A 23,789-nucleotide genomic window follows, 5' to 3' on the forward strand; every position below is an offset into this window, starting at 1 on the left:
CGCCGGCGCGTGGCCGTCATATCAGTCAGTTCGAACGATCCTTGTGGACATGTCCGGACTGGGCGAGTTCGTCGAGATAGGTCTGCCAACGCTCGGCCTGCTCGGCACCGAGCTGGTAGAGATAGTCCCAGGAGTAGATCCCGGTGTTGTGCTCGTCGTCGAAGTGCAGACAGACGGCATAGTTGCCGACCGGCTCGATGCGGTCGATGCCGACCTCCTCCTTGCCGACGACGAGGATGCGCTCCTCGGGGCTGTGCCCCTGCACCTCGGCCGAGGGCGAGTAGACGCGCAGATACTCGCAGGGCAGCGCGAAGCGCGCGCCGTCGTCGAAGCTCACCTCGAGCACGCGCGACTGACGATGGAGATTGAGTTCGGTGGGTACGGGCATGGCTGGGCCTCCAGGGTCGGGCGCGCCGGGCGCCCGACGCGATCGATCACAGGATGTAGCGCGAGAGATCCTCGTCCTCGGCCAGCCCCGACAGGTTGTCGTCGACATAGGCGGCGTTGACGGTGACGGTGACGCGGTCGAGCTCGGAGGCGTTGAAGGAGATGTCCTCGAGCAGCCGTTCGAGCACCGTGTGCAGGCGCCGCGCGCCGATGTTCTCGGTGCGCTCGTTGACCTGCCAGGCGATCTCGGCGATACGGCGGATACCGTCCTCGGTGAACTCCAGGTTCACCCCCTCGGTGGCGAGCAGGGCGCGATACTGGCCGGTGAGCGAGGCGTCGGGCTCGGTGAGGATGCGCACGAAGTCGTCGCTGTCGAGCGCCTTGAGCTCGACGCGGATCGGCAGCCGACCCTGCAGCTCGGGGATCAGGTCGGAGGGCTTGGCGAGATGGAAGGCCCCCGAGGCGATGAAGAGGATGTGATCGGTGCGCACCGCGCCGTACTTGGTCGACACCGTGCTGCCCTCGACCAGGGGCAGCAGATCGCGCTGCACGCCCTCGCGCGAGACGTCGGCGCTGCTCGCGCCCTCGCCCCGGCGGGTGACCTTGTCGAGCTCGTCGATGAAGACGATGCCGTGCTGCTCGGCATTGTCGATGGCGCGCAGCTTGAGATCCTCGTCGTTGACCCGCTTGGCCGCTTCTTCCTCCTCGAGCAGCTTGCGCGCCTCACCGATACGCAGCTTGCGCCGCTGCTGGTGCCCCTGACCGAGGTTCTGGAACAGCCCCTGGAGCTGGTTGGTCATCTCCTCCATCCCCGGCGGGGCCATGATGTCGACCCCGTGCGGGGTGGCGGAGACCTGGATGTCGATCTCGCGCCCGTCGAGTTCGCCTGCCTGGAGCTTGGCGCGCAGCTTCTCGCGGGTGGCCGAGCTCGGCGCGCTGGCGCGACTGTCCTGCTCGAAGCCCGAGGGCGGCGGCAGCAGCGCATCGAGGATGCGCTCCTCGGCCGCGGCGGCGGCCTGGTCGGCGAGCTTGGCCATCTCCTGCTCGCGCGCCATCTTCATGCTGATATCGACCAGATCGCGCACGATCGACTCGACATCACGCCCGACGTAGCCGACCTCGGTGAACTTGGTGGCCTCCACCTTGAGGAAGGGCGCATTGGCCAGACGCGCCAGCCGACGCGCGATCTCGGTCTTGCCGACGCCGGTGGGACCGATCATCAGGATGTTCTTGGGGGTGATCTCCGAGCGCAGCGGCTCCTCGATGCAGGAGCGACGCCAGCGGTTGCGCAGCGCGATGGCCACGGCGCGCTTGGCCTCGTGCTGACCGACGATATGCTTGTCGAGCTCGGCGACGATGCGTTGTGGGGTGATTTCCGACATTGAGCCTGTCCATCGGGTGGGCCGCCTCCGCGAGACGGCACGGCGGGTGAGCGCGAAGGGGACGGGGGCCGCGGAGACCTCCCGCGCCCGGTCGAGCGGCCATTCTCCGCTCCCCGGGCAGGTTGCGCCAGGGCGCCGGGACACTCACGCCTGGGCGTCGAGTTCCTCGAGCACCAGATTGTGATTGGTATAGATGCAAATATCGGCGGCGATACTCAAGGCCCGTTCGACGATCTCGCGGGCATCGAGCTCGGTGTTCTCGAGCAGCGCGCGCGCTGCGGCCTGGGCGAAGGCCCCGCCCGAACCGATCGCCATCAGGTCGTGCTCCGGCTCCATCACGTCGCCGGTCCCCGAGATCATCAGCGAGGTCTCGGCGTCGGCGATACAGAGCAACGCCTCGAGACGGCGCAGCATGCGATCGGTGCGCCAGTCCTTGGCCATCTCCACCGCGGCGCGGGTGAGGTGGCCCTGGTGCTTCTCCAGCTTGGCCTCGAAGCGCTCGAACAGGGTGAAGGCGTCGGCGGTGGCGCCGGCGAAACCGGCCAGCACCCGGCCATGATAGAGCCGCCGCACCTTGCGCGCGTTGCCCTTCATCACCGTGTTGCCCAGTGAAACCTGCCCGTCACCGCCGACCACGACCTTGCCGCCGCGCCGCACGGAGAGGATCGTTGTACCGCGAAAGCTCGTCATAGCCATCCTTCCGCTCGTTTAAAGCCCTCATTCTACGTCACCAGCCGAGCGCTGCCGATCCGCGCGCGCGGCACACACAGCGGGTCCGAAAACCAGCCTGAAACCGCCCCGGCCACCAGCCCATCATGGTTGCGCGTACACGCAACAGTCTGTTAGGGTTAGAAAATGTCTGTCGGCCGGAAACCCCCGGCACGCTACCAACCATCGCCCCGACGCCCGCCGGAGACGGTGCCACAAGCACCCCGGTCGGTCGGGGTACGCGCGACACCATGCCGCGATCAAAAGCCGTGAGTGGCCCTCGGGCGCTCACACATCAATCTATCCGTCAAGGACCATCGGGGCCATGCCCGCAGAACAATCCATCAAGATCGCCGTGCGCGGTCTCACCAAGATCTTCGGCGACGAGCCGGAGAAGGCCCTGGAGCTGCTCGCCCAGGGCGCCGACAAAAAGACCATCCTCGAGAAGACCGGGCAAACGGTCGGCGTCGCCGATGCCAGCTTCGATGTCTACGAGGGCGAGATCCTGGTCGTCATGGGACTCTCGGGCAGCGGCAAGTCGAGCCTGATCCGCTGTCTCAACCGGCTCAACGAACCGACCCGGGGCGAGATCCTGATCGACGGCGAGGACATCGTCGGACTCGATCACCACCAGCTGCTCGAGACCCGTCGGCGCAAGTTCGGCATGGTCTTCCAGCACTTCGCCCTGTTCCCCCACCGCACCATCCGCGAGAACGTCGAATACGGTCTCGAGATCCAGGGCGTGGCGCCCGAGGTGCGCGCCGAGAAGGCGATCACCGCGCTGCGCCAGGTCGGACTCGAGGGCTGGGAGGACGCCCGTCCCGATCAGCTCTCCGGCGGCATGCAGCAGCGCGTCGGACTGGCCCGCGCACTCGCGGTCGACCCTGATGTGCTGTTGATGGACGAGGCCTTCTCCGCGCTCGATCCGCTGATCCGTCGCGACATGCAGCAGGAGCTGCTGGCGCTGCAGAACCGGCTGCAGAAGACCATCGTCTTCATCACCCACGACCTCGACGAGGCGCTCTATCTCGGCAACCGCATCGTGCTGATGAAGGACGCGCGCATCGAGCAGGTCGGCACCGGCGAGGAGATCCTCTCCGACCCGGCCACCGCTTATGTCGAGCGCTTCGTCGCCGAGGTCGACAAGACCAAGGTGCTGACCGCCAGCGCGGTGATGCACCGGGTGCGCAACGTCGCCTTCCTCACCGACGGGCCGCGCACCGTACTGCGCAAGATGGACGAGCAGAACCTCAGCGCGCTGTTCGTGGTCAGCGGTGACTTCAAGCTCCAGGGCATGGTGCGCGACGAGGCCGCGTTGGCGGCGGTGCAGCGCGGCGAACGCAGCATCCAGGAGATCCTCGAGGCGTGCGCCGACCCGGTCTCGCCGGACACCCCGGTGCGCGACCTCTTCGCGCCGCTCGCGCAGAGCCCGATGCCGGCCCCGGTGGTCGACGACGAGGGCAAACTCAAGGGTCAGGTGGTCCGCGCCTCGCTGCTCCAGGGCCTGGCCGAGCACAGCAGCAGCGAAGACAGCACCGAGGAGGCCGCATGATCGAGATCCCACGCCTTCCCCTCTCGGACTGGATCGACGACGGTCTCGACGCCCTCACCGATCAGTTCGCCACCGCCACCAAGGTCGTCTCCGATGTCATGGAGACCGGCATCGAGGGCGCCGTCGACGGCCTGATGTGGCTGCCGCCATGGCTCACCATCCTGTTGTTCGCGGCATTGAGCTGGCGCCTCGCCGGGGTCAAGACCGCCATCGGCACCCTCGCCGGCTTCCTGCTCCTGTGGAACCTGGGGCTGTGGGAGCCGACCCTGCAGACCCTGGTGCTGGTCATCATCGCCACCCTGATCGCGGTGCTGATCGGCGCCCCGCTCGGCATCCTCGCCGCGCTCTCGCAGACAGGCTACCGGATCATCTTCCCGATCCTCGATCTCATGCAGACGATGCCCGCCTTCGTCTATCTGATCCCGGCCATCCCCTTCTTCGGCCTGGGTCCGGTGGCGGCGGTGTTCTCCACCGTGATCTTCGCCATGCCACCGGCGATCCGTCTCACCACCCTCGGTATCCGTCAGGTGCCCTCCGACCTGGTCGAGGCGGCCGACGCCTTCGGCTCGACGCGCTGGCAGAAGCTGCGCAAGGTCCAGCTGCCGCTGGCGATCCCGACCATCATGGCCGGCATCAACCAGACCATCATGCTCGCCCTCTCGATGGTGGTGATCGCCGCCATGATCGGCGCCCAGGGCCTCGGCGGCGAGGTCTGGCGCGCGATCCAGCGCAACGAGGCGGGCATGGGCTTCGAGGCCGGGCTCGCGGTGGTGATCCTGGCGATGGTGCTCGACCGCATCACCCAGGGCATCACCCGCGACAACCGCCAGACCTCGGGCTGATTGCGGCGCATGCCGACCGGTGCCCCAGGGACGGGGCGCCACGACACATCGATGATGTGCCATCCACCAAAACCAGAGGAGTCCGTACCATGAACCGATTCACCCTGACCGCTGCCGCCACGGCATTGAGTGCGCTCGTCACCCCGGCACTGGCCGCCGACAAGGGCGAGGTCGAACTCGCCTACGTCGAATGGTCGACCGAGATCGCCAGCACCAATGTCGTCAAGGTGGTGCTCGAGGACCTGGGCTATGACGTCAAGATCACCCCGGTCTCGGCCGCCGCCATGTGGCAGGCGGTGGGAACCGGCGACGTCGACGGGCTGGTCGCAGCTTGGTTGCCCACCACCCACATGCACTATCTCGAGAAGGTCACCGACGACGTCGAGGACCTCGGCCCCAACCTCGAGGGCACCCGCATCGGCCTGGTGGTGCCGAGCTATGTCGAGATCGACTCGATCGCCGAACTCGACGACGCCGCCGAGCGCTTCGACAACAAGATCATCGGCATCGACCCCGGCGCCGGTATCATGAGCAAGACCGAGCTGGCGATCGAGCGCTATGAGCTCGAGGACATCACCCTGGTCGAGGGCACCGGCCCGATCATGACCGCCGTCCTCGGCGACGCCATCGACGACAACGAATGGGTCGTCATCACCGGCTGGACCCCGCACTGGATGTTCGCCCAGTACGACCTGAAGTACCTCGAGGACCCCGAGGGCATCTACGGCGGTGAGGAAGAGATCCACACCATCGTGCGCAAGGGGCTCAAGGAAGACATGCCCGAGGTCTACGCCGTGCTCGACAACTTCCACTGGGCCCCGGAACAGATGGCCGAGCTGATGGTGTGGAACCAGGAAAAGCGCGCCGATCCTTACAAGAACGCCCGCCGCTGGGTCGAAGAGAACGCAGAGACTGTTGAGAGCTGGAAACCGTGATCAAGAAAAAGACCAATAACAGCAACCACCTGCCCCAGCCGGGCGCGCGAGCCTCGCTCGCGCTGCTCGCCCTCGGCGGGGCGCTGAGCGCCCTGCCGGCGACGGCCGCGACCACCGATGCCGCAGCCCTCGAAGGCCGTATCGCCGAGCTGCAGCGCCAACTCGCCGCGGCCCAGCGCGAGCTGGCCGCCGCCCGCTCCGAGACCGTCGCCGCCGAGCAGCAGGCGGCGGAGGCCGAGCAGCGTCTCGCCACCGCAGCACCCGAGCCGGCCGACCGCAGCATCAAGCTCGGCCCGGTCACCGTCGGCGGCGCGCTGCGCGCCAACTACGTCCTCGGCAGCTACGAGGGCCTCGACAACGCCCCCAACCGTGGCGGCAACGGCGGCAACGTCGAGTTCGACACCTTCCGCCTCGAGCTCTCGCTCGACTACAACAACTTCATCGGCGAGTTCCAGTACCGCTGGTATCCGGCCGGCACCCGGGAGAGTTACAACTTCCTCCATACCGGTTGGCTCGGCTACCGCTTCGCCGACGACAGCGAGCTCAAGGTCGGCGTCAACCGGGTGCCCTTCGGTCCCGGCCCCTTCGGCGTGTCGCAGAGCTACATGTTCGACATGCACTACTATGTCGGACTCGCCGACGACATGGATCTGGGCGTGAAGTACACCACCGACATCGACAACTGGACGATCGATGTCGGCTACTACGCCGCCAGCGAGGGGAACTACTTCGGTCGCAGCCTCGACAGCGCCCGCTACAGCTACGACCCGGTGCGCTGGACCGAGTCGGTCGACGAGAACGGCAACGTCACCTACGGCGGCGCCAACAACGGCTACGAGGAGCGCCACCAGTTCAACCTGCGCGCCATCTACCACCTCACCGACGCCGCCATCCCCACCGACCTCGGCGTATCGCTGCAGTACGGCCAGCTCAAGGGCCAGCGCGCCGACGACGGCAGCCATTGGGCGGCCTCGGCGCACATGGTCAATCGTTACCGCAACTGGACCCTGGCCACCCAGCTGACCCGTTACGAGTACGACATCGACGCCGACAACCCCTGGGGGACCGACACCCTGATCCCGATGGGTGCCTTCGACTTCGCCTGGCCGGTGGCCAGCAAGGCGTGGGTCCCGGCGGTGTCGCTGAGCTACAAGCACGAGACCCCGAACCTGCCCTGGCTCGACTATGTGCTGCCCTATGTCGAGTACAGCTCGATCATCAAGGACGAGGGTGAGTTCAACAACAGCGACCTGATCACCGTCGGTGCCGCCTGGGCCAGCGGCGGCTGGTACATCTACAGCGACCTGGCCTACTCCAACGGCAACTACTTCGTCGGCAACGACGCCGGCAACGGGCTGCAGGACAACTACGGCAGCATCTACGGCGTCGGCGACTTCGGCGCCAACGGCAACGACGAGTGGAACTACCGGTTCACCCTGAACCTGGGCTACTACTTCTGATGCCGACCCGGACGGGCGCGCGACGCCCGTCCGACAACCCGCTTGCAACTCCCCCGCTTCGCATTCCCTCCCCCACGCCCCCGGCTCCGCGCAACGCGTCCCGCGCGTGCGGTGACGGCGCGTCGTTCAACCTGAAGGATTGATTCGCAGTATGGATAAACCCCGCCTCACCCTCCCCAGCCTCGTCCTGTTCGGTCTCTGCGCGCTGCTCTCCAGCGGCGCCTTCGCCGGCTCCAAGGGCAAGATCGAACTGGTCTACGGCGAGTGGACCACCGAGATCGCCAGCACCAACCTGATCAAGGTGGTGCTCGAGGACCTCGGCTATGACGTCACCATCCGCTCGGTCGCGGTCGGCGCCATGTGGCAGGCGATCGCCGATGGCGATGTCGACGGCATGGTCGCCGCCTGGCTGCCGACCACCCAACAGAACTATTACGACAATGTGCGCGATCGCATCGACGACCTCGGTCCCAACCTCATCGGCACCCAGGTGGGCCTGGTGGTACCGAGCTATGTCGAGATCGACACCATCGCCGAGCTCAAGGACAGCGCCGAGCGCTTCGACAACAAGATCATCGGCATCGAGCCGGGCACCGGCATCATGCGCCGCACCGAGCAGATGATGGCGACCTACGGGCTCGAGGACATGAAGCTGGTGGAGAGCTCCGGCCCGATCATGACCGCGGTGCTCGGTGACGCCATCGAGGACGGCGACTGGGTGGTGGTCACCGGCTGGACCCCGCACTGGATCTTCTCGACCCATGAGCTGAAGTATCTCGCCGACCCCGAGAACATCTACGGCGGCGTCGAGCGCATCCACACCGTGGTGCGCAAGGGACTGGCCGAGGACCTGCCCGAGGCCTATGCGGTGCTCGACAACTTCCACTGGACCCCGGAGCAGATGGGCGAGCTGATGGCGTGGAACGAGGAGAAGCGCGCCGACCCCTACGAGAACGCCCGCCGCTGGGTCGAGACCTACCCCGAGGTGGTCGAGGCCTGGCTGCCCTGAGCCACGCCGACCGACCCGAGCCGCTCACCGGCTCGGGTATCATGATCGCCGTCCGGGGCGTCCGGCCCCGGACGGCGGACCCGTCTCGCGCGAGACCTCCGCCCCATCCCCAGCCCAGGATCTCGCGCCATGCCCCACCCCAAGCCCGTGCTCGCCGTATTCGCCTCCTTCTCCGGGAGCGGCGGGGTCGAGCGCATGCTGGTCAACCTGATCCGTGGTCTCGTCGATCTCGGTCAGCCGGTCGAGCTGCTGCTGGTGCGTGCCGAGGGTCCGCACCTGGAACGTCTCCCGCCCGAGGTCCGACAGATCCGCCTCGGCGTCGATCACACCCAGCTGGCCATCCCGGCGCTGGCGCGCTATCTGCGCCGCCGCCGTCCCGCGGCCCTGCTCGCGGCCAAGGACCGCGCCGGGCGTGCGGCGGTGATCGCCCGCGCCCTCGCCGGCACCGACACCCGGCTGGTGCTGCGGCTCGGCACCCATCTCTCGACCGCCATGGCCGAGCGCGGCGCGCTCGCGCGCTGGCTGCGCTATGCCCCGATCCGCGTCCTCTATCCCCGGCTCGACGGCATCGTCGCCGTCTCCGAGGGGGTGGCGGCCGACACCGCGCGGATCGCCCGGCTCGAGCCGGCGCGCATCGGCGTGATCCGCAACCCGGTGATCACCCCGGAGCTGGCCGAGCAGGCCGCCGCGCCCTGCCCCCATCCCTGGCTCGCCGACGCCGCCCCCCCGGTGATCCTCGGCGCCGGGCGGCTACAGCGCCAGAAGGACTTCCCGACCCTGTTGCGCGCCTTCGCCAGAGTTCATGCCGAACGGCCCGAGTGCCGGCTGATGATCCTCGGCGAGGGCGGTGGCCGGGCACGACTCGAGCGCCTCGCCCGCGAACTGGGGATCGGCGCGGCGGTCGCCCTGCCCGGCTTCCAGCACAATCCCTACGCCTTCATCGCCCGCGCCCGGCAGTTCGTGCTCTCCTCGGCCTGGGAGGGCTCGCCCAACGTGCTCACCGAGGCGCTCGCGCTCGGCGTGCCGTCGGTGGCCACCGACTGCCCGAGCGGTCCGCGCGAACTGCTCGATGGCGGTCGCTACGGCCCGCTGGTCGCGGTCGGCGACGACCAGGCGCTGGCACGCGCCATGACCGCGACCCTGGACGCGCCGCTGCCGCCGGCGACCCTGCGCCGGGCGGTCGCGGCCTATCGTCAGGAGCGCAGTGCCGCACACTATCTCGAGGTGCTCGGGCTCGCCGGCTGAGCCGGGGCACACGCGGCCAAACCAGCGGAGACCACGCCCATGCGACTGCCACTGATCGGTGCCATCGTCGGGGTCTACGCGCTGCTGTTCGGTCTCACCCTGCTCGCCCCGATCGCGGTGGGGCTGTGGTACGGCGAGCCGCAGTGGCGCCACTTCCTCTGGCCGATGCTCGGCTCGATCGGGCTCGGCGCCCTGCTCTGGCTCGGTGGGCGCCACCAGGCGCGCACCCTCGGCGTCGCCGACGGCTATCTGGTGGTGGCGCTGTTCTGGATCCTGCTCAGCCTGCTCGGCGCCTGGCCGTTGCACCAGGGCTTCGGGCTGGCACCGGTCGACGCCCTGTTCGAGTCCACCTCCGGGGTCACCACCACCGGCGCGACGGTGATCAGCGGGCTCGACACCCTGCCCCGCGCGCTGCTCTTCTATCGTCAGCAGTTGCAATGGTTCGGCGGCATGGGACTGATCGTGCTCGGGCTGGCGGTGATGCCGCTGCTCGGCATCGGCGGCATGCAGCTCTATCGCGCCGAGGCCCCGGGACCGCTCAAGGAGGAGAAGCTCACCCCGCGCCTGACCCAGACCGCGCGCACCCTGTGGACGCTCTATCTCGGACTCACCCTGGCCTGCGCCCTGGCCTACTGGCTGGCCGGAATGACGCCCTTCGACGCCCTCTGCCACAGCCTCTCGACGCTCTCGACCGGCGGTTTCTCGACCCATGACGCCAGCATCGGCTATTTCGCCAGCGCGGCGGTGGAGACGGTGGCGGTCTGTTTCATGCTGCTCGCGGCGATCAACTTCGCGGTGCATTACGCGGCCTGGAGCAGCCGCGAGCCGATGCGCTATCTGCGTGATGCCGAGACCCGCGCCTTCCTCGCGCTGGTGTTCGGCTGTGTACTCTTGATCGGTGTGGTGCTCCGCCTCGAGGGCGGTTACGAGGGACTCGACGAGAGCCTGCGCGATGCGCTGTTCGAGGTCGTCTCGGTGGTCACCAGCACCGGCTTCGGCACCGTCGACTTCGCCCACTGGCCGGATTTCCTGCCGATCCTGCTGATCTATATCAGCTTCATCGGTGGCTGCGGCGGCTCCACCGCCGGCGGCATCAAGGTGTTGCGCGTGCTGCTGATGGTCAAGCAGGGGCTGCTGGAGATCCGCCAGCAGATCCACCCCCGCGCCTTGCTGCCGCTGCGTCTCGGCGGGCGCACCGTCGACTCGCGACTGGCACGGTCCGTGTGGGGATTCTTCGCCCTCTATCTCACCACCTTCGCCCTGCTCACCCTGCTGATGATCCATGCCGGGCTCGCTCCGCTCGATGCCTTCAGCGCGGTGGCCACCAGCATCAACAACCTCGGTCCCGGACTCGGCGAGGTCGCCACCAGCTTCGCCACGGTCAGCGATCTCGGCAAGCTGATCGCCGTCGTCGCGATGCTGCTGGGCCGACTGGAAGTCCTCACCATCCTGGTGATCCTCTCGCCCGCCTTCTGGCGACGCTGAACGACGCGCAAGACCACCAAAACACCACGAAACGTGCTCCAGACTGCCCGTCAGACGCGATTGCATTTACTCTTATCGGACTGCAAACCGAAGACCCCAAAGGGTAATGAATGCAATCCACTCCAGAAAAAGCCCGACTCAACCCTCCAGTCTTCTATACCGCCTCCGCCCTGATCATCCTGATGGTGGTGATCGCAGCGGCCTTTCCTGAGACCGCCGACGCCTGGCTGCAGCACCTCCAGCAGGGCATCGTCGACAACGCCAGCTGGTTCTACGTATTGACGGTAGCGGTGATCCTGATCACCGTCGCCTTCCTGGGACTGTCGCGCTACGGCGAGATCAAGCTCGGACCGGATCACTCCAGCCCGGACTATTCCTACACCACCTGGTTCGCGATGCTGTTCTCCGCCGGCATGGGCATCGGGCTGATGTTCTTCGGCGTGGCCGAGCCGGTGATGCACTTTCTCTCGCCGCCGGTCGGCGACGGCGCCACCGTCGCCGCCGCGCGCGAGGCGATGAAGATCACCTTCTTCCACTGGGGTCTGCACGCCTGGGCGATCTATGCCATCGTGGCGCTGATCCTGGCCTTCTTCAGCTATCGTCACGGCCTGCCGCTGACCCTGCGCTCGGCGCTCTACCCGATGATCGGCGATCGGATCTACGGTCCCATCGGTCATGCCGTCGACGTGTTCGCGGTGGTCGGCACCGTGTTCGGTGTGGCCACCTCGCTCGGCTACGGCGTGCTCCAGGTCAACTCCGGGCTCAACCACCTCTTCGGCGTCCCGGTCGGGGTCGGTGTCCAGGTGCTGCTGATCGCCGGCGTCACCCTGCTGGCGATCATCTCGGTCACCACCGGCCTCGACAAGGGCATCCGTCGGCTCTCCGAGCTCAACATGGGCCTGGCGGTGCTGCTGCTCGCCTTCGTGCTGCTCGCCGGCCCCACGGTGTTCCTGCTCCAGGCCTTCGTGCAGAACGTCGGCTCCTATGCCTCTGACATCGTGCGCAACACCTTCAACCTCTACGCCTACGAGAAGACCGACTGGATCGGCGGCTGGACCATCCTCTACTGGGGCTGGTGGCTGTCCTGGGCGCCCTTCGTCGGGCTGTTCATCGCCCGTGTCTCGCGCGGGCGCACCATCCGCGAGTTCGCCATGGGCGTGCTCTTCATCCCCAGCGGCTTCACCCTGATGTGGATGACCTTCTTCGGTAACTCGGCGATCAACATGATCCTCAACGAGGGGCTGACCAGTCTCGGCGACACCGTCTCGAGCGATGTCACCCTGGCGCTGTTCGCCTTCCTCGAGCAGTTCCCGATGTCGGGCGTGCTCTCGGTGGTGGCCACGGTGATGGTGGTGGTGTTCTTCGTCACCTCCTCGGACTCGGGCTCGATGGTGGTCGACATGCTCTGCTCCAACGGTCACGACAACACCCCGCTGTGGCAACGCATCTACTGGGCCTCGGGCGAGGGCGTGGTCGCCGCGGTGCTGCTGGTCGCCGGCGGACTCGGCGCACTGCAGACCATGACCATCGCCTCGGCGCTGCCCTTCGCCGTGGTGCTGCTGATCGCCACCTTCGGCCTGCTCAAGGCGCTCAGGGTGGACGCGGCCAAGCGCGACAGCCTGCAGATGAACGTGGCCCCGATCGTCCCCAGCGAGCGACTCGGCGACTGGCAGGACCGACTCGGTACCATCATGGACGCGCCCAGCCGCGAGAACGTGCGCCGCTTCATGCGTCGTATCGCCCGGCCCGCCTGCGAGGCGGTGGCCAACGAGCTGCGCAAGCACGACCTCGAGACCGCCGTCGAACTCGACGAGGAGCGTGATCGGGTGCGACTGATCGTGATGCTCGGCGAGGAGGTCGACTTCATCTACGAGGTGCGCAGCCGCTCGCACATCAAGCCGGCCTTCATCCAGCCCGAGTTCTCCGCCGAGGACGCGCCCGAGGAGCAGCGCTACTACCGCGCCGAGATCCACCTCGGCGAGGGCGGTCAGGACTACGACGTGATGGGCTGGTCGCGCGAGGCGGTGATCAACGACATCATCAGCCAGTACCACAAGCACATGCACTTCCTGCACCTGCTGCGCTGACCCGTCCCGCCGCCGGCCCCATGGCCGGCGGCGATCTAATCCGCCACGCGTGCGGCGGCCTCGAACAGCGACCGGGTCAACGCATCGACCGCCGGTCCCGCCTCATCGTGCTCGGCGTGCACCAGATACAGGGTCACCCGATAGCGTCCGCCCTCCACCAGATCGAGTTCGCGCAGCGCGCCGCTCGCCAGCGCCGCGGCGATCGCGGCCCGCGGGATCCAGGCGAAGGCCAGCCCCCGGCGGATGAGCGCGACCGCGCTCTCCAGCTGCGAGACGGTCCAGCGCGCATCCGCCCCCAGCCAGCCGCGATCGATCTGCTGCTGTCCGCTGTCGCGCACCACCACCTGACGGTGCTGACGCAGATCGGCGATCCCCAGCGTCCGTCCCAACCGATGCAGCGGGTGCTCGGGGTGGGCGACGGCGACGAACTCGACCTCGATCAGCGCCTCGCCGAGAAACCCCGGCGGCACCAGCGGGGTGATCGCCAGATCGACCCGACGCTGCAACAGTGCATCACTCGCCCCGGAGAGCACCGACTCGATCAACTCCACCCTGATCTGCGGCGCCTCGCCGGCAAAGGCCGCGAGCGCCTCCACCACCAGCGCCTGCGGCGTCACCACGGCATCGAGCGCGAGCCGCACCTCGGGCGCCCAGCCCTCGGCGAGGGTCGCGGCCAGCCGTTCGAGACGCTGCGCCTCTTCGAGCAGCACCCGCGAACGACGCAGCAAGCGCTCACCGGCAGCGGTCGGCAGGCTGCGCCGACCGCGCTGCTCGAGCAACACCACCGGCAATCGTTCCTGCAGGCGCTTGATGCCATAGCTGATCGCCGACTGGCTGCGCCCGAGCGCCTCGGCTGCCGCCTCGAACCCGCCGTGATCGATCACCGCTTGGAGCATGGCCCAGTGTTCGAGCGAGGTGCGTGGGGGCTTGGACATGACTGATCTAAATTCTTGATGGGAAAGCGCGAATATTCGCATGAAAGACGACTAAATCCAGCTCTATCCTGAACTGAAAGCCTCTCTGCATCACCGACCGGAGCCGGACACCATGAACAAGATCCTCCATCTCGACAGTAGCCTGTTCGCCGCCCAGGGCGTCTCGACCATCCTCGGCGCACACCTCGTCGACGCCCTGCGCGCGCACCACCCGGCGCTGGAGATCACCCATCGCGACCTCGCCGCCACACCACTGCCCGCGCTCGACGCCGCCGGCGTCTCCGCCTTCGCCACCCCCGCCGAGCAGCGCGACGCCGACCAACAGGCCAGGGTCGCGCGATCCGACGCACTGATCGCCGAGCTGCGCGAGGCCGATCTGTTGGTGATCGGCGCACCGATGTACAACTTCGCCATCCCCGTGCAGCTCAAGAGCTGGTTCGATCACGTCGCCCGCGCCGGCGAGACCTTCCGCTATACCGAGCAGGGGCCGGTCGGGCTGCTCGAGGGCAAGCGCGCGGTGGCCCTGCTCAGTCGTGGCGGCATCCACCGCGACAGCCCCGAGGACACGGTCGCGGCCTATCTGACGAGCATGCTGCCCTTCCTCGGCATCGACGACGTGCGCCTGATCTATGCCGAGGGACTCAATCTCGGTGACCAGCCCCGTCGCGCGAGCATCGCCCGGGCCACCGAGCAGGTACAGGCTCTGGCCGCAGAGCTGGTGCACTGAGATGGCCCCCCCAGGCCACCGCCGACTGATCGACGCGCGCCGCGCCTCCGACGGTTCCGGGGTCAGGCTGCAGCGCGTCCTCGCCCGCGAGGGGATGGGTGCGCTCGACCCGCTGCTGCTGCTCGACGACTTCGCCATCACCGACCGGCACGACACCCCGCCGGGCTTCCCCGAGCACCCGCATCGAGGCTTCGAGACCCTGACGCTGATGCTCGACGGGGCCATGGCCCACGCCGACCATCTCGGCAACCGCGATCTGGTCGAGACCGGCGACGTCGCCTGGATGCGCGCCGGGCGCGGCGTGATCCATGCCGAACAACCCGTGCTGCGCAACGGTCGGGCACACGGGCTGCAGCTCTGGCTCAACCTGCCGGCGCGCGACAAGCTCAGCGACCCCGCCTACCGGCGCATCCCCGCCGCACAGATCCCCCGGCTCGCTCCCACCCCGGGCTGTCGGGTACGGGTGATCGCCGGCGACCTGGAACTCGCCGGCACGCAGACGCACGGCCCGCTCACCGAGGCGGCGTGCGCCCCCCTGCTGCTCGACCTCGCGCTCGACCCGAACGGCGAGTTCGACCCGCCGGCGACCCCGGGCTGGCGCCGGCTGCTCTATGTCCACCAGGGCAGGGTCGCGATCGCCGACGACGGCATCAGGCGTCACCAACTCGCCGAACTCGACGACACCGAAGGACTGCGACTGACCGCGGGGACAGAGGGCGCGGGCGCACTCCTGATCGCCGCCCGACCGCTCGCCGAGCCGCTCGCCCACTACGGCCCCTTCGTGATGAACACCCAGGCCGAGATCGACCAGGCGATCGCCGACTACGAAGCCGGCCGGCTGACCGACTGAGCGCGCTCAGTCATCGCCGTCGTCGACACAGCACGGTCACGGCGGCCCCCAGTCCGACGCCCTCCCCTCGCCACGCCCGTAGAGCGCGCGCAGGGTCTCGATCATCTCGTCGAAGCGGGTGTCGAACAGCACCTCCACCCGTTCGGTCGGATAGAGCCGGATCGAGCGCCCCTCGCGGCGCATCTCGATATAGCCGTCGGCGGCGATGCGCTTGAGCTTGCGGTGCACGGTGGCGAGGCTCAGGTCGAGACAGGTGCTCAACGAGGAGATGTCGTGGGGACGGCCCTCGAGCCGCGCCTGGATCACGGTACGGATCATCAGGCTCGAGAGCGGATCGCCCCACATACCGCTCTCGATGGCATAGAAGCGGTTCAGGCACTCGATGATCGCCCGGCGAACCTGATCGACCGGATCGACGGGGACGGAAGGGGACGGATCGACGGGCATGACAGGGACCTTTTCAGATTGGAAAACTCGGTTATTCCCTTTTCCCCAGCGGCCAAGTACCGTGGATCGCGACACCATGAGGGACCGAGTCGCCCCGCCACGACTGTTCGCGAACCAGCCGTCCGGGCGGCCCCGCATGGCACTGAAGCGCGCCCGGGAACGGGACGCGCACGGGATCGGCAACCGCCCGGGAGGCGGCGCCGGGCGAGCACCCGGCCTCCGGCCCGTCCGACTCAGGTTCGCAACACGAGACGAGGGTGGATGATGAAGAAGCGCATCGTCATCGTCGGTGGCGGCATCGGCGGCACCATGACCGCCAACAACATGGTCTCCAAGCTCGGCGTCGAGATCCGGCGCAACCAGGTCGAGGTGATGTTGATCTCCAACTCACCCTGGCACTACTACAAGCCGGCCTTCATGTATGTCGCCTTCGACATGTACCACAAGGCCGAATTACGTCGCAAACAGGCCACCCTGCTGCGCCCCGAGGTGCGTTTCGTGGTCGACGAGGTGGAGGCCTTCGAGTTCTCCGCCAGCCGTCTGCACACCCGCAGCGGCGCCCACTACGACTACGATTATCTGGTCGTCTCCACCGGTTGCCTGCCCGCGCCCGAGCGCATCGAGGGGCTGGCCGAGGCCGGTGACCACTTCTACCAGTTCGAGCCGGCCCGGCGTCTGGCGCAGAAGCTGCGCACCATCGAGCGCGGGCGCATCTTCATCACCGTCACCTTCCCCAAGACCCCGGACGTCCCCCACCAGTGCGGGATCGCGCCGATCGAGACCACGCTGATGGTCGACGAGCTGCTGCGCCGACGCGGCGTGCGCGACCGCGTCGAGATCCTCTACACCTATCCCAGCGTCTCGCAACTGTTGCGCAACTGTCTGTTCATGCAGAAGCAGACCTGCGAGGTCCTGCCGCAGATCTTCAGCGACCGCGACATCCACTTCAAACGCGGCTTCACCCTCGAACGCGTCGACCCCGATGCCCGCGTCGCCCACTCCAGCGAGGGCGACAGCGAGGACTTCGACATCCTGATGTCAACCCCGCCGATCCGCGCCGTCGACGCGGTGATCAACTCCGGCGTCTCCGAAGCCGCCGAGGACGAGGGCTGGCTGCCGACCAACCGTCGCAGCCTGCAGCTCAAGGGTCACCCCAACGTCTACTGCATGGGCGACACCGTCGACCTGCCGATCTCCAAGGCCGGCGGCTCCTGTCACAACCAGTCGCCGGTGATCATCGACAACATCGCCTTCGACCTGCGCCAGGGCGCCACCCCGGCGGTCTACGACGGTCGCGTCCAGGCGATCGCGCAGATGGGGCTCGAGGCCGGGATGCCGCTCTGGTACGACTACGACCAGGACGTCCAACCGACCCCACCGACCAAGGTCGGCGGGCTGATGCGCAAGACCTTCAACCGTGGCGTCTACTGGGCCACGGCACGCGGTCTGGTGTAGTGGAGAGGAGGACCCGATCATGCTGACCGCCACCAAACCCCAGGACGCCGCAGCGGTGCTCGCCGACCCCGATACCGCCGCAGGGCTGCGCGACCTCGCCGAACACCTGGCCCCACTGCTGCAGACGCGGCGCCTGCACAATGTCGTCGACCTGCTCTCGGCCACCTCCGACTTCATCGACATGGCCGACGACCAGCTCACCCAGAAGCTCGCCAAGGCCTTCGAGGAGGTGGTGTGGGCCGGCTGGTCGGCCGGCAACGCGCTGCGCAGCGCCTCGGCCACCGCCGCCGACAGCGAGCCGCCGACCCTGTGGCAGCTCTCGCGCCAGCTCAACGACCCGGAGGTCAGGCGCGGGCTGTTCTTCGTCATCCAGCTGCTCGGTGCCGTCGGTCGCCAGGTCGCGCTCGAGGCCGAGATCCCCGAGGACGACTGAGCGGCGCGCGCCATGGCGCGAGCGCATCCGCCTGCCTAGACTCGGGTGGAAGGTCACCGCCTCCCACCCGACTCGGTACGCGAGGATCGCTCCATGGATCAGTCGCCACAGCCCACCGCCACCACTCAGCTGCAGGCGCTGGTCGCACTCAACGGTCTCGTCGCCGGCGGCGTGCTGGCGCTGCTGCATCGCGCGCTGTCACCCGCTGCTGCCGCGCCGCTCGCCGAGCCCCTGGTGTGGGCGCTGCTGCTCGCACCCTCGGCGCTGCTGGCCCATGCGATCGGTGGCCGGATCGACCGCCGCGGCGCCACCCCGGTGCTGCGGCTGGCCGCCTGGACCCAGGCGCTGCTGGTCGCGACGCTCGCCGGACTGCAGTGGCGCGGCTGGCCGGGCACGCCCTGGCTCGCGGCGCTGCTGCTCGGCGCCCAGCTCGCCCTCTTCGCCCCGGCGGTGGTGGCGCGCCTCCAGGGGCTCACCGGCAAGCACCGGCTCGGGGTGGCCAATGCCCAGCTGCTCGGCGCGCTCGGGCTGGGGCTGCTCGCCGGCTGGTCGTTGCTGCTCCTCACCCCCACGGGCGTGGACCTGGCGACACGGCTGCGCCAACTGCTCCCCGCGCTCGTCCCGCTGGCGCTGGCCGCGCTCGCCCAGCTCGCGCTGACCCGCGCCCTGGCGCGCGCGCCCGAACCGGCGCCGGAACCGCCGCTGGCCGGGGCCCTACTCGCCGAGGTCCGGGCGCTGCGCGCCAACCCGGTGATCTGGCGCTCGCTGATCGGCCTCACCCTGTTCTGGGCGATCGCCGCCGGGCTGCTGTTCGGTCTCCCCGCCGCGCTCGACGAGCGTCCACTGCCCCTGCTGTGGCCGCTGGCCGCCGGGCTCGTCGGGCTCGTGCTCGGCGCACTGCTCGCCGCACGACTCTCACGCGATCATATCGAGAGCGCGCTCGCCTCCTTCGGCGCCATCGGCGTCGCCGTCTCGCTACTGCTGCTACCCGGACTCTCCGGCGGCGCCCAGGTGCTCGCACTCGCCGCCTTCGGGCTCGCCGGCGCGCTCTTCCTGGTGCCGCTGCAGGCGCTGATCCAGTTCCATGTCACCACCCGCCACGGCAGCGCACTGGGGTGTGCTCAGGCGCTCTCGCGCGCCGGGGTGCTCGGCGGCACGCTGGCGGTGGCCGCCGCGCTCGCGCTCGGCATCGCCCCGGGTGCGCTGCTCGGGGTGTTGGCGCTGACCGCCCTGCTCGGCGCCGGCTACACCCTCTATCACCTGCCGCAGTCGCTCGCCCGCTTCGTCGCCGGTCGGCTGCTCGCCACCCGCTACCGCCTCGCGGTGATCGGGGTCGAGCAGCTACCGCCGCTCGGCGGCGTGCTGCTGCTCGGCAACCACGTCAGCTGGATCGACTGGGCGGTGGTGCAGATGGCCGCGCCGCGCCCGGTGCGCTTCGTCATGGAACGCGGGCTCTACGAGCGCTGGTACCTGCGCCACCTGCTCGACTTCTTCGGGGTGATCCCGATCTCCGGCGGCGCCAGCCGCGAGGCCACCGCGCGGGTGACCCGGCTGCTCGAGGCCGGCGAGGTGGTCTGTCTGTTCCCCGAGGGCACGCTGAGCAAGAACGGCCAGCTCTCGGCCTTCAAGCGCGGCTTCGAGCGCGCCGCCAGCGCGGCCACCGACGCGGTGATCGTGCCCTTCTATCTGCGCGGGCTCTGGGGCAGCCGCTTCTCGTACGCCAGCGACCAGCTCAAGGCCAACCGCCGGGTCGGGCGCACCCGCGACCTGGTGGTCGCCTTCGGCGCCCCGATGACGCGCGAGAGCAGTGCCGAGCAGGTCAAGCAGGCGGTGTTCGAACTCTCGGTGAGCTCCTGGCAGCGCCATGTCGAACAGCTGCCGAGCCTGCCCGAGGCCTGGCTGGAGGCCAATCGGCGCACCCCGGCGCGGGTCTGTCTGGCCGATGCCGAGGGCGCCAGTCTGGGTCAGCCCCGGCTCGCCGGCGCGGCGCTCGCCTTCGCCCTCGAGGTCCGCGCCCGTTGCCCCGGGCCGCGGGTCGGCATCCTGCTGCCGGCGAGCGTCGGCGCCGCGCTCGCCAACCTCGCCGCGCTGCTCGCCGGCAAGACGGTGGTCAACCTCAACTACACCACCGGGCCCGAGGTGCTGCGCCAGTCGATCGCGCGCGCCGACTGCGGCGTGGTGCTGACCTCGAAGCGCTTTCGCGCGCGGCTCGCACAGCGTGGCATCGATCTCGACGCGGCACTCGACGGGGTCGAGGCGGTGGCACTGGAGGACCTGCGCGGGCGGATCGGTCGGGTACGGCCACTGCTGCTGATCGTCCTCGCCCGGCTGCTGCCGCCGCGCTGGCTGCTGCGCGCGCTCGGCGCCCGGCTCGATGCCGACGAGACCGCGGCGATCCTGTTTTCCAGCGGCAGCGAGGGCCTGCCCAAGGGGGTCGAGCTGACCCATCGCAACATCCTCGCCAACGTGCGCCAGATCGCCGACGTGCTCAACACCGAGCGCGACGACCTGATCCTCGCCAACCTGCCGCCCTTTCACGCCTTCGGGTTGACGGTCACCACCTTCCTGCCGCTGCTCGAGGGCATCCCCGTGGTCTGTCACCCCGACCCCACCGACGCGCTCGCCAACGCCCGCGCCATCGCCCGCTATCGCGCCACCGTGCTGTGCAGCACCTCGAGCTTCCTGCGGCTGTATCTGCGCCACCCGCGGGTGCACCCGCTGATGCTGCAGTCGCTGCGGGTGGTGGTTGCCGGCGCCGAGCGGCTCGACCCGGAGGTGCGCAAGTCCTTCCTGCTGCGCTTCAACAAGCCGATCTACGAGGGCTATGGCGCCACCGAGACCACCCCGGTGGCCAGCGTCAACGTCCCCGACGCGCTCGAGACCGCCACCTGGAAGGTGCAGATCGGCTCGCGCCCGGGCAGCGTCGGCATGCCGTTGCCGGGCACCAGCTTCCGCATCGTCGACCCCGAGGACCTGCGCACCCTGCCCCCCGGCGAGGAGGGGCTGATCCTGATCGGTGGGGTGCAGGTGATGAAGGGCTATCTCGACGATCCCGAACGCACCGCCGCGACGGTGATCACCCTCGACGGCATGCGCTGGTACCGCACCGGCGACAAGGGCCGGGTCGACGCCGACGGCTTCCTCACCATCGTCGAGCGCTACTCGCGCTTCGCCAAGATCGGCGGCGAGATGGTCGGGCTCGGTCATGTCGAGCAGCAGGTCAAGGCCGCGCTCGCCTGCCCCGAACTCGACCTGGTGGCCACCACCCTGCCCGACCCGCGCAAGGGCGAGCGCATCGTGCTGCTGGTCAGCGCCGTGCTCGAACTCGACCAACTGCGCGGTCAGCTACGCACGGCGGGGATGACGCCGCTGGAGATGCCCGCCGAGATCCATCAGGTCGAGCGCATCCCCAGGCTCGGCAGCGGCAAGGTCGACTACGGCGCAAGCCGTCGGCTGGCGGCCGATCTCGCGACCTGTAAGACGCCGAAAGAATCGCCATAAACACATGTTATAAAAGAAATAAAAACGAAATGATCGGGATTGAAAACGGCCGCCGGCAGGCTATGCTTGAAGCAGAAACCCCGAGCTGATGCGAGGGAGGAGGGGAGTGCCATGAAGACCAAGACGAAGATGCCCGCCGAGACCAGCGCGCAGCGCGCGCCGACCCTCTTCGACGAGATGGATCGCGCCTTCGAGCAGATGATGCGACAGGGCTGGCTGCAGCGTCCGTTCCCCGGGCTGTGGCCGGGCTGGGACGCCGAGACCAAGGCGACGGCGGTGGTACCGCGGATGGACGTGATCGACCGCGACGACGAGATCCTGGTCCGCGCCGAGGTGCCGGGCGTGGCTCGCAAGGACCTGGAGATCGAGCTCAGCGGACGGCTGCTCACCATCAAGGGCGAGCGGGCGCACGAGACCCGCGAGGAGCACGGCACCTACTGCCACACCGAGATCGCCCGCGGTGGCTTCACCCGCAGCATCCGGCTGCCCGATGAGGTCGCCACCGAGCGGGTCGAGGCGACCTTCGAGGACGGCGTCCTCGAGGTCCACCTGCCGAAGACCGAGCGCGCCGAGCGCCGCCGCGTCGAGGTGAAGTGATCATCCACCACGCGGGCCCCCGAGCCCGCAACGCCCCCGGTGCCGACACCCGGCCCGGGGGCGCGTCGTTGCGGCCCCGGCACGACCCGTCCCTCAGCGCTCGCGCCACACCGTGGTGTAGAGATCGTGACGTCGATCCTTCAGGTTCTGCACCGTGCCCGAGTTGCGCGCCGCGCGCAGCGCCTCGAGACGCAGGTCGGCGAAGGCCACGGTCTCGACGTTGGGCGTGGTGTCGGCGGCGATGCCATCGCGCGCGAAGGGGAAGTCGCAGGGGGTGAGGATGCAGCTCTGGGCGTACTGGATGTCCATGTTGTGCACGTTCGGCAGGTTGCCGACGTTGCCCGAGAGGGCGACATAGCACTGGTTCTCCACCGCCCGCGCCTGACAGCAGTAGCGCACCCGCAGATAGGACTGGCGCTCGTCGGTGCAGAAGGGCACGAAGATGATGTTGGCGCCCTGGTCGACGAGATGACGGCCGAGTTCGGGGAACTCCGAGTCGTAGCAGATCAGCACCCCGATGGGACCGCAGTCGGTGTTGATCGCGTTGAGCGAGTCGCCGCCCTCGATGTTCCACCAGTAGACCTCGTTGGGGGTCGGGTGGATCTTCGGCTGCTCGTGGACCTCGCCGCCACGCAGACAGACGTAGCAGATGTTCTCGACCCGGCCATTGGCCATCCGCGTCGGGTGCGAACCGCCGATGATGTTGATGTTGTAGCGCACCGCCATCTCGCTGAGCGCTTCCTTGAGCGGCGTGGTGTACTTGGTGAGCGCCTCGATCGACTCGGCCGGCGACAGCTCCTGGTCCTCCATCGACAGCAGCTGTAGCGAGAACAGCTCGGGGAAGACCACGAAGTCGGCGCGATAGTCGGCGGTGACGTCGACGAAATAGCGCACCAGATCGATGAATTCATCGAACGACCCCACCCGGCGCTGCATGTACTGCACCGTCGCCACCCGCACGGTGTCGGGCAACCGCGCCCCATAGCTCTTGGCGCGACGCTCCTCCTGCTCGTCCGGGGCATTGGGGTTGCGCCACAGCAGATGCACCGCATACCCGAGCGACTCCTTGTCCTCCTTGAGGTAATCCGGCAGCAGCCCGAGCACCTCGAAGCCGTTGCGCATCTGGAAGGCGAGCACCGGGTCGCGCTGGCGGCTGGCCTTGGCCTCCTCGAGATAGTGCTCGGGACCGTCGAAGCGGCGCACTCGTCGCGCCAGGGTCGGCAGCCGGCCACCGAAGACGATCCCCTTGGCGTCCCAGGCGCGCGCCAGCTTCTTGCGCGCGTCATAGAGACGCTGACCGATGCGCAGCCCGCGATAATCGGGGTCGACGCAGACCTCCATGCCGTAGAGATAGTCGCCGTCGGGGTCGTGCCGCGAGGCATAGCCGCCGCCGCTGATCTCGGCCCAGGTATGGGGCTTGAGCGCGAACTGACCGCTGATCAGGAAGGTGGCGCAGTAGCCGACGATCTCGCCCTGATACTCGGCGACGAACTGTCCCTCGGCGAAATTGTTGATCTGGCCGCGCAACATCGCTGCCGAATAGGTGCCCATGCCGGCGCTCTGGTAGACCTTGGCGACCAGGGCGCGGATAGCGGGAATATCGGCGATGCGAGCGTTGCGGACCAACAGTTGGGGCTTGGTGGATCTGGCCTGGGTGGAGCTGGACATGTCGTGCACTCCTCGGCTGAAGGGATGGCCGGCGTCGATACCGGACCATCGATTGTGCCAGACCCCACACCCTTGTCGCTGCCT

General features: G+C 68.4%; 20 protein-coding genes. 14 read left to right on the forward strand and 6 right to left on the reverse strand.

The window, feature by feature from the left end; all coding sequences use genetic code 11:
- Positions 1-25 precede the first annotated feature (25 nt).
- From ACAM26_RS02390 to hslV, 3 genes are all read right to left on the reverse strand, one after another.
- Positions 26-388, reverse strand: a complete 363-nt coding sequence (locus tag ACAM26_RS02390) for a gamma-butyrobetaine hydroxylase-like domain-containing protein (protein ID WP_123143400.1) — start codon at positions 386-388, stop codon at positions 26-28.
- A 46-nt stretch (positions 389-434) separates the two neighbouring features.
- Positions 435-1,769, reverse strand: a complete 1,335-nt coding sequence (hslU, locus tag ACAM26_RS02395) for an ATP-dependent protease ATPase subunit HslU (RefSeq protein ID WP_123143399.1) — start codon at positions 1,767-1,769, stop codon at positions 435-437.
- Between the two features lie 144 nt (positions 1,770-1,913).
- Entirely contained in the window at positions 1,914-2,459 is a 546-nt protein-coding gene (gene hslV / locus ACAM26_RS02400; protein WP_062271602.1) for an ATP-dependent protease subunit HslV, read from the reverse strand.
- 343 nt (positions 2,460-2,802) lie between these two features.
- On the opposite strand from hslV, the gene ACAM26_RS02405 reads away from it, so the two are divergent.
- From ACAM26_RS02405 to ACAM26_RS02440, 8 genes are all read left to right on the forward strand, one after another.
- A complete protein-coding gene (locus ACAM26_RS02405) occupies positions 2,803-4,029 on the forward strand; it encodes a glycine betaine/L-proline ABC transporter ATP-binding protein (protein WP_123143398.1) in 1,227 nt (408 codons plus the stop codon).
- A complete protein-coding gene (locus ACAM26_RS02410; RefSeq protein ID WP_123138959.1) occupies positions 4,026-4,871 on the forward strand; it encodes a proline/glycine betaine ABC transporter permease in 846 nt (281 codons plus the stop codon). Before ACAM26_RS02405 ends, ACAM26_RS02410 begins: the two co-directional genes overlap by 4 nt.
- Positions 4,872-4,960: 89 nt before the next feature.
- A complete protein-coding gene (locus ACAM26_RS02415; protein WP_369613065.1) occupies positions 4,961-5,806 on the forward strand; it encodes a glycine betaine ABC transporter substrate-binding protein in 846 nt (281 codons plus the stop codon).
- Positions 5,803-7,266 carry a hypothetical protein gene (locus tag ACAM26_RS02420; protein ID WP_123138961.1) on the forward strand — a complete coding sequence of 488 codons (1,464 nt, stop codon included), beginning with the start codon at positions 5,803-5,805 and terminating at the stop codon, positions 7,264-7,266. Before ACAM26_RS02415 ends, ACAM26_RS02420 begins: the two co-directional genes overlap by 4 nt.
- A 151-nt stretch (positions 7,267-7,417) precedes the next feature.
- On the forward strand, positions 7,418-8,275 hold the full coding sequence (locus ACAM26_RS02425) for a glycine betaine ABC transporter substrate-binding protein (protein ID WP_369613066.1): 858 nt from the start codon (positions 7,418-7,420) through the stop codon (positions 8,273-8,275).
- A gap of 129 nt (positions 8,276-8,404) precedes the next feature.
- Positions 8,405-9,520, forward strand: coding sequence for a glycosyltransferase (locus ACAM26_RS02430; protein WP_123138963.1), 1,116 nt, complete (start codon positions 8,405-8,407; stop codon positions 9,518-9,520).
- Between the two features lie 39 nt (positions 9,521-9,559).
- Positions 9,560-11,005 carry a TrkH family potassium uptake protein gene (locus ACAM26_RS02435; protein WP_123138964.1) on the forward strand — a complete coding sequence of 482 codons (1,446 nt, stop codon included), beginning with the start codon at positions 9,560-9,562 and terminating at the stop codon, positions 11,003-11,005.
- 110 nt (positions 11,006-11,115) lie between these two features.
- Positions 11,116-13,092 (forward strand): choline BCCT transporter BetT, encoded by a 1,977-nt coding sequence (locus tag ACAM26_RS02440; protein WP_123138965.1) that lies wholly within the window; start codon positions 11,116-11,118, stop codon positions 13,090-13,092.
- Positions 13,093-13,127: 35 nt separating this feature from the next.
- On the opposite strand, the gene ACAM26_RS02445 is transcribed toward ACAM26_RS02440, so the two are convergent.
- The gene (locus tag ACAM26_RS02445; protein ID WP_369613067.1) at positions 13,128-14,027 is read right to left on the reverse strand and encodes a LysR family transcriptional regulator; all 900 of its coding nucleotides are present in this window, start codon (positions 14,025-14,027) and stop codon (positions 13,128-13,130) included.
- A gap of 112 nt (positions 14,028-14,139) precedes the next feature.
- On the opposite strand from ACAM26_RS02445, the gene ACAM26_RS02450 reads away from it, so the two are divergent.
- Positions 14,140-14,754, forward strand: a complete 615-nt coding sequence (locus ACAM26_RS02450; protein ID WP_123138967.1) for an FMN-dependent NADH-azoreductase — start codon at positions 14,140-14,142, stop codon at positions 14,752-14,754.
- A gap of 1 nt (position 14,755) precedes the next feature.
- Positions 14,756-15,604 (forward strand): pirin family protein, encoded by an 849-nt coding sequence (locus ACAM26_RS02455; protein ID WP_369613068.1) that lies wholly within the window; start codon positions 14,756-14,758, stop codon positions 15,602-15,604.
- Positions 15,605-15,640: 36 nt separating this feature from the next.
- On the opposite strand, the gene ACAM26_RS02460 is transcribed toward ACAM26_RS02455, so the two are convergent.
- Positions 15,641-16,051, reverse strand: coding sequence for a winged helix-turn-helix domain-containing protein (locus ACAM26_RS02460; protein WP_369613069.1), 411 nt, complete (start codon positions 16,049-16,051; stop codon positions 15,641-15,643).
- 261 nt (positions 16,052-16,312) lie between these two features.
- Between ACAM26_RS02460 and ACAM26_RS02465 the strand changes: the two genes are divergently transcribed.
- The 4 genes from ACAM26_RS02465 to ACAM26_RS02480 all read left to right on the forward strand — a co-directional run bounded on the left by ACAM26_RS02465 (position 16,313) and on the right by ACAM26_RS02480 (position 22,037).
- Positions 16,313-17,506: an FAD/NAD(P)-binding oxidoreductase gene (locus tag ACAM26_RS02465; RefSeq protein ID WP_242465901.1), complete on the forward strand. Its 1,194-nt coding sequence runs from the start codon at positions 16,313-16,315 to the stop codon at positions 17,504-17,506.
- A gap of 19 nt (positions 17,507-17,525) precedes the next feature.
- On the forward strand, positions 17,526-17,939 hold the full coding sequence (locus tag ACAM26_RS02470) for a DUF1641 domain-containing protein (RefSeq protein WP_123138971.1): 414 nt from the start codon (positions 17,526-17,528) through the stop codon (positions 17,937-17,939).
- Positions 17,940-18,032: 93 nt separating this feature from the next.
- Positions 18,033-21,440 carry an MFS transporter gene (locus ACAM26_RS02475; protein ID WP_369613070.1) on the forward strand — a complete coding sequence of 1,136 codons (3,408 nt, stop codon included), beginning with the start codon at positions 18,033-18,035 and terminating at the stop codon, positions 21,438-21,440.
- A gap of 111 nt (positions 21,441-21,551) precedes the next feature.
- Positions 21,552-22,037, forward strand: a complete 486-nt coding sequence (locus ACAM26_RS02480; protein ID WP_123142968.1) for an Hsp20/alpha crystallin family protein — start codon at positions 21,552-21,554, stop codon at positions 22,035-22,037.
- A 93-nt stretch (positions 22,038-22,130) separates the two neighbouring features.
- On the opposite strand, the gene ACAM26_RS02485 is transcribed toward ACAM26_RS02480, so the two are convergent.
- A complete protein-coding gene (locus ACAM26_RS02485) occupies positions 22,131-23,705 on the reverse strand; it encodes a carbon-nitrogen hydrolase family protein (protein ID WP_123138974.1) in 1,575 nt (524 codons plus the stop codon).
- Positions 23,706-23,789: the final 84 nt, after the last annotated feature.

This window comes from Marichromatium sp. PS1 (assembly GCF_041155115.1).
GTDB classification, from domain to species: Bacteria; Pseudomonadota; Gammaproteobacteria; order Chromatiales; family Chromatiaceae; genus Marichromatium; species Marichromatium gracile.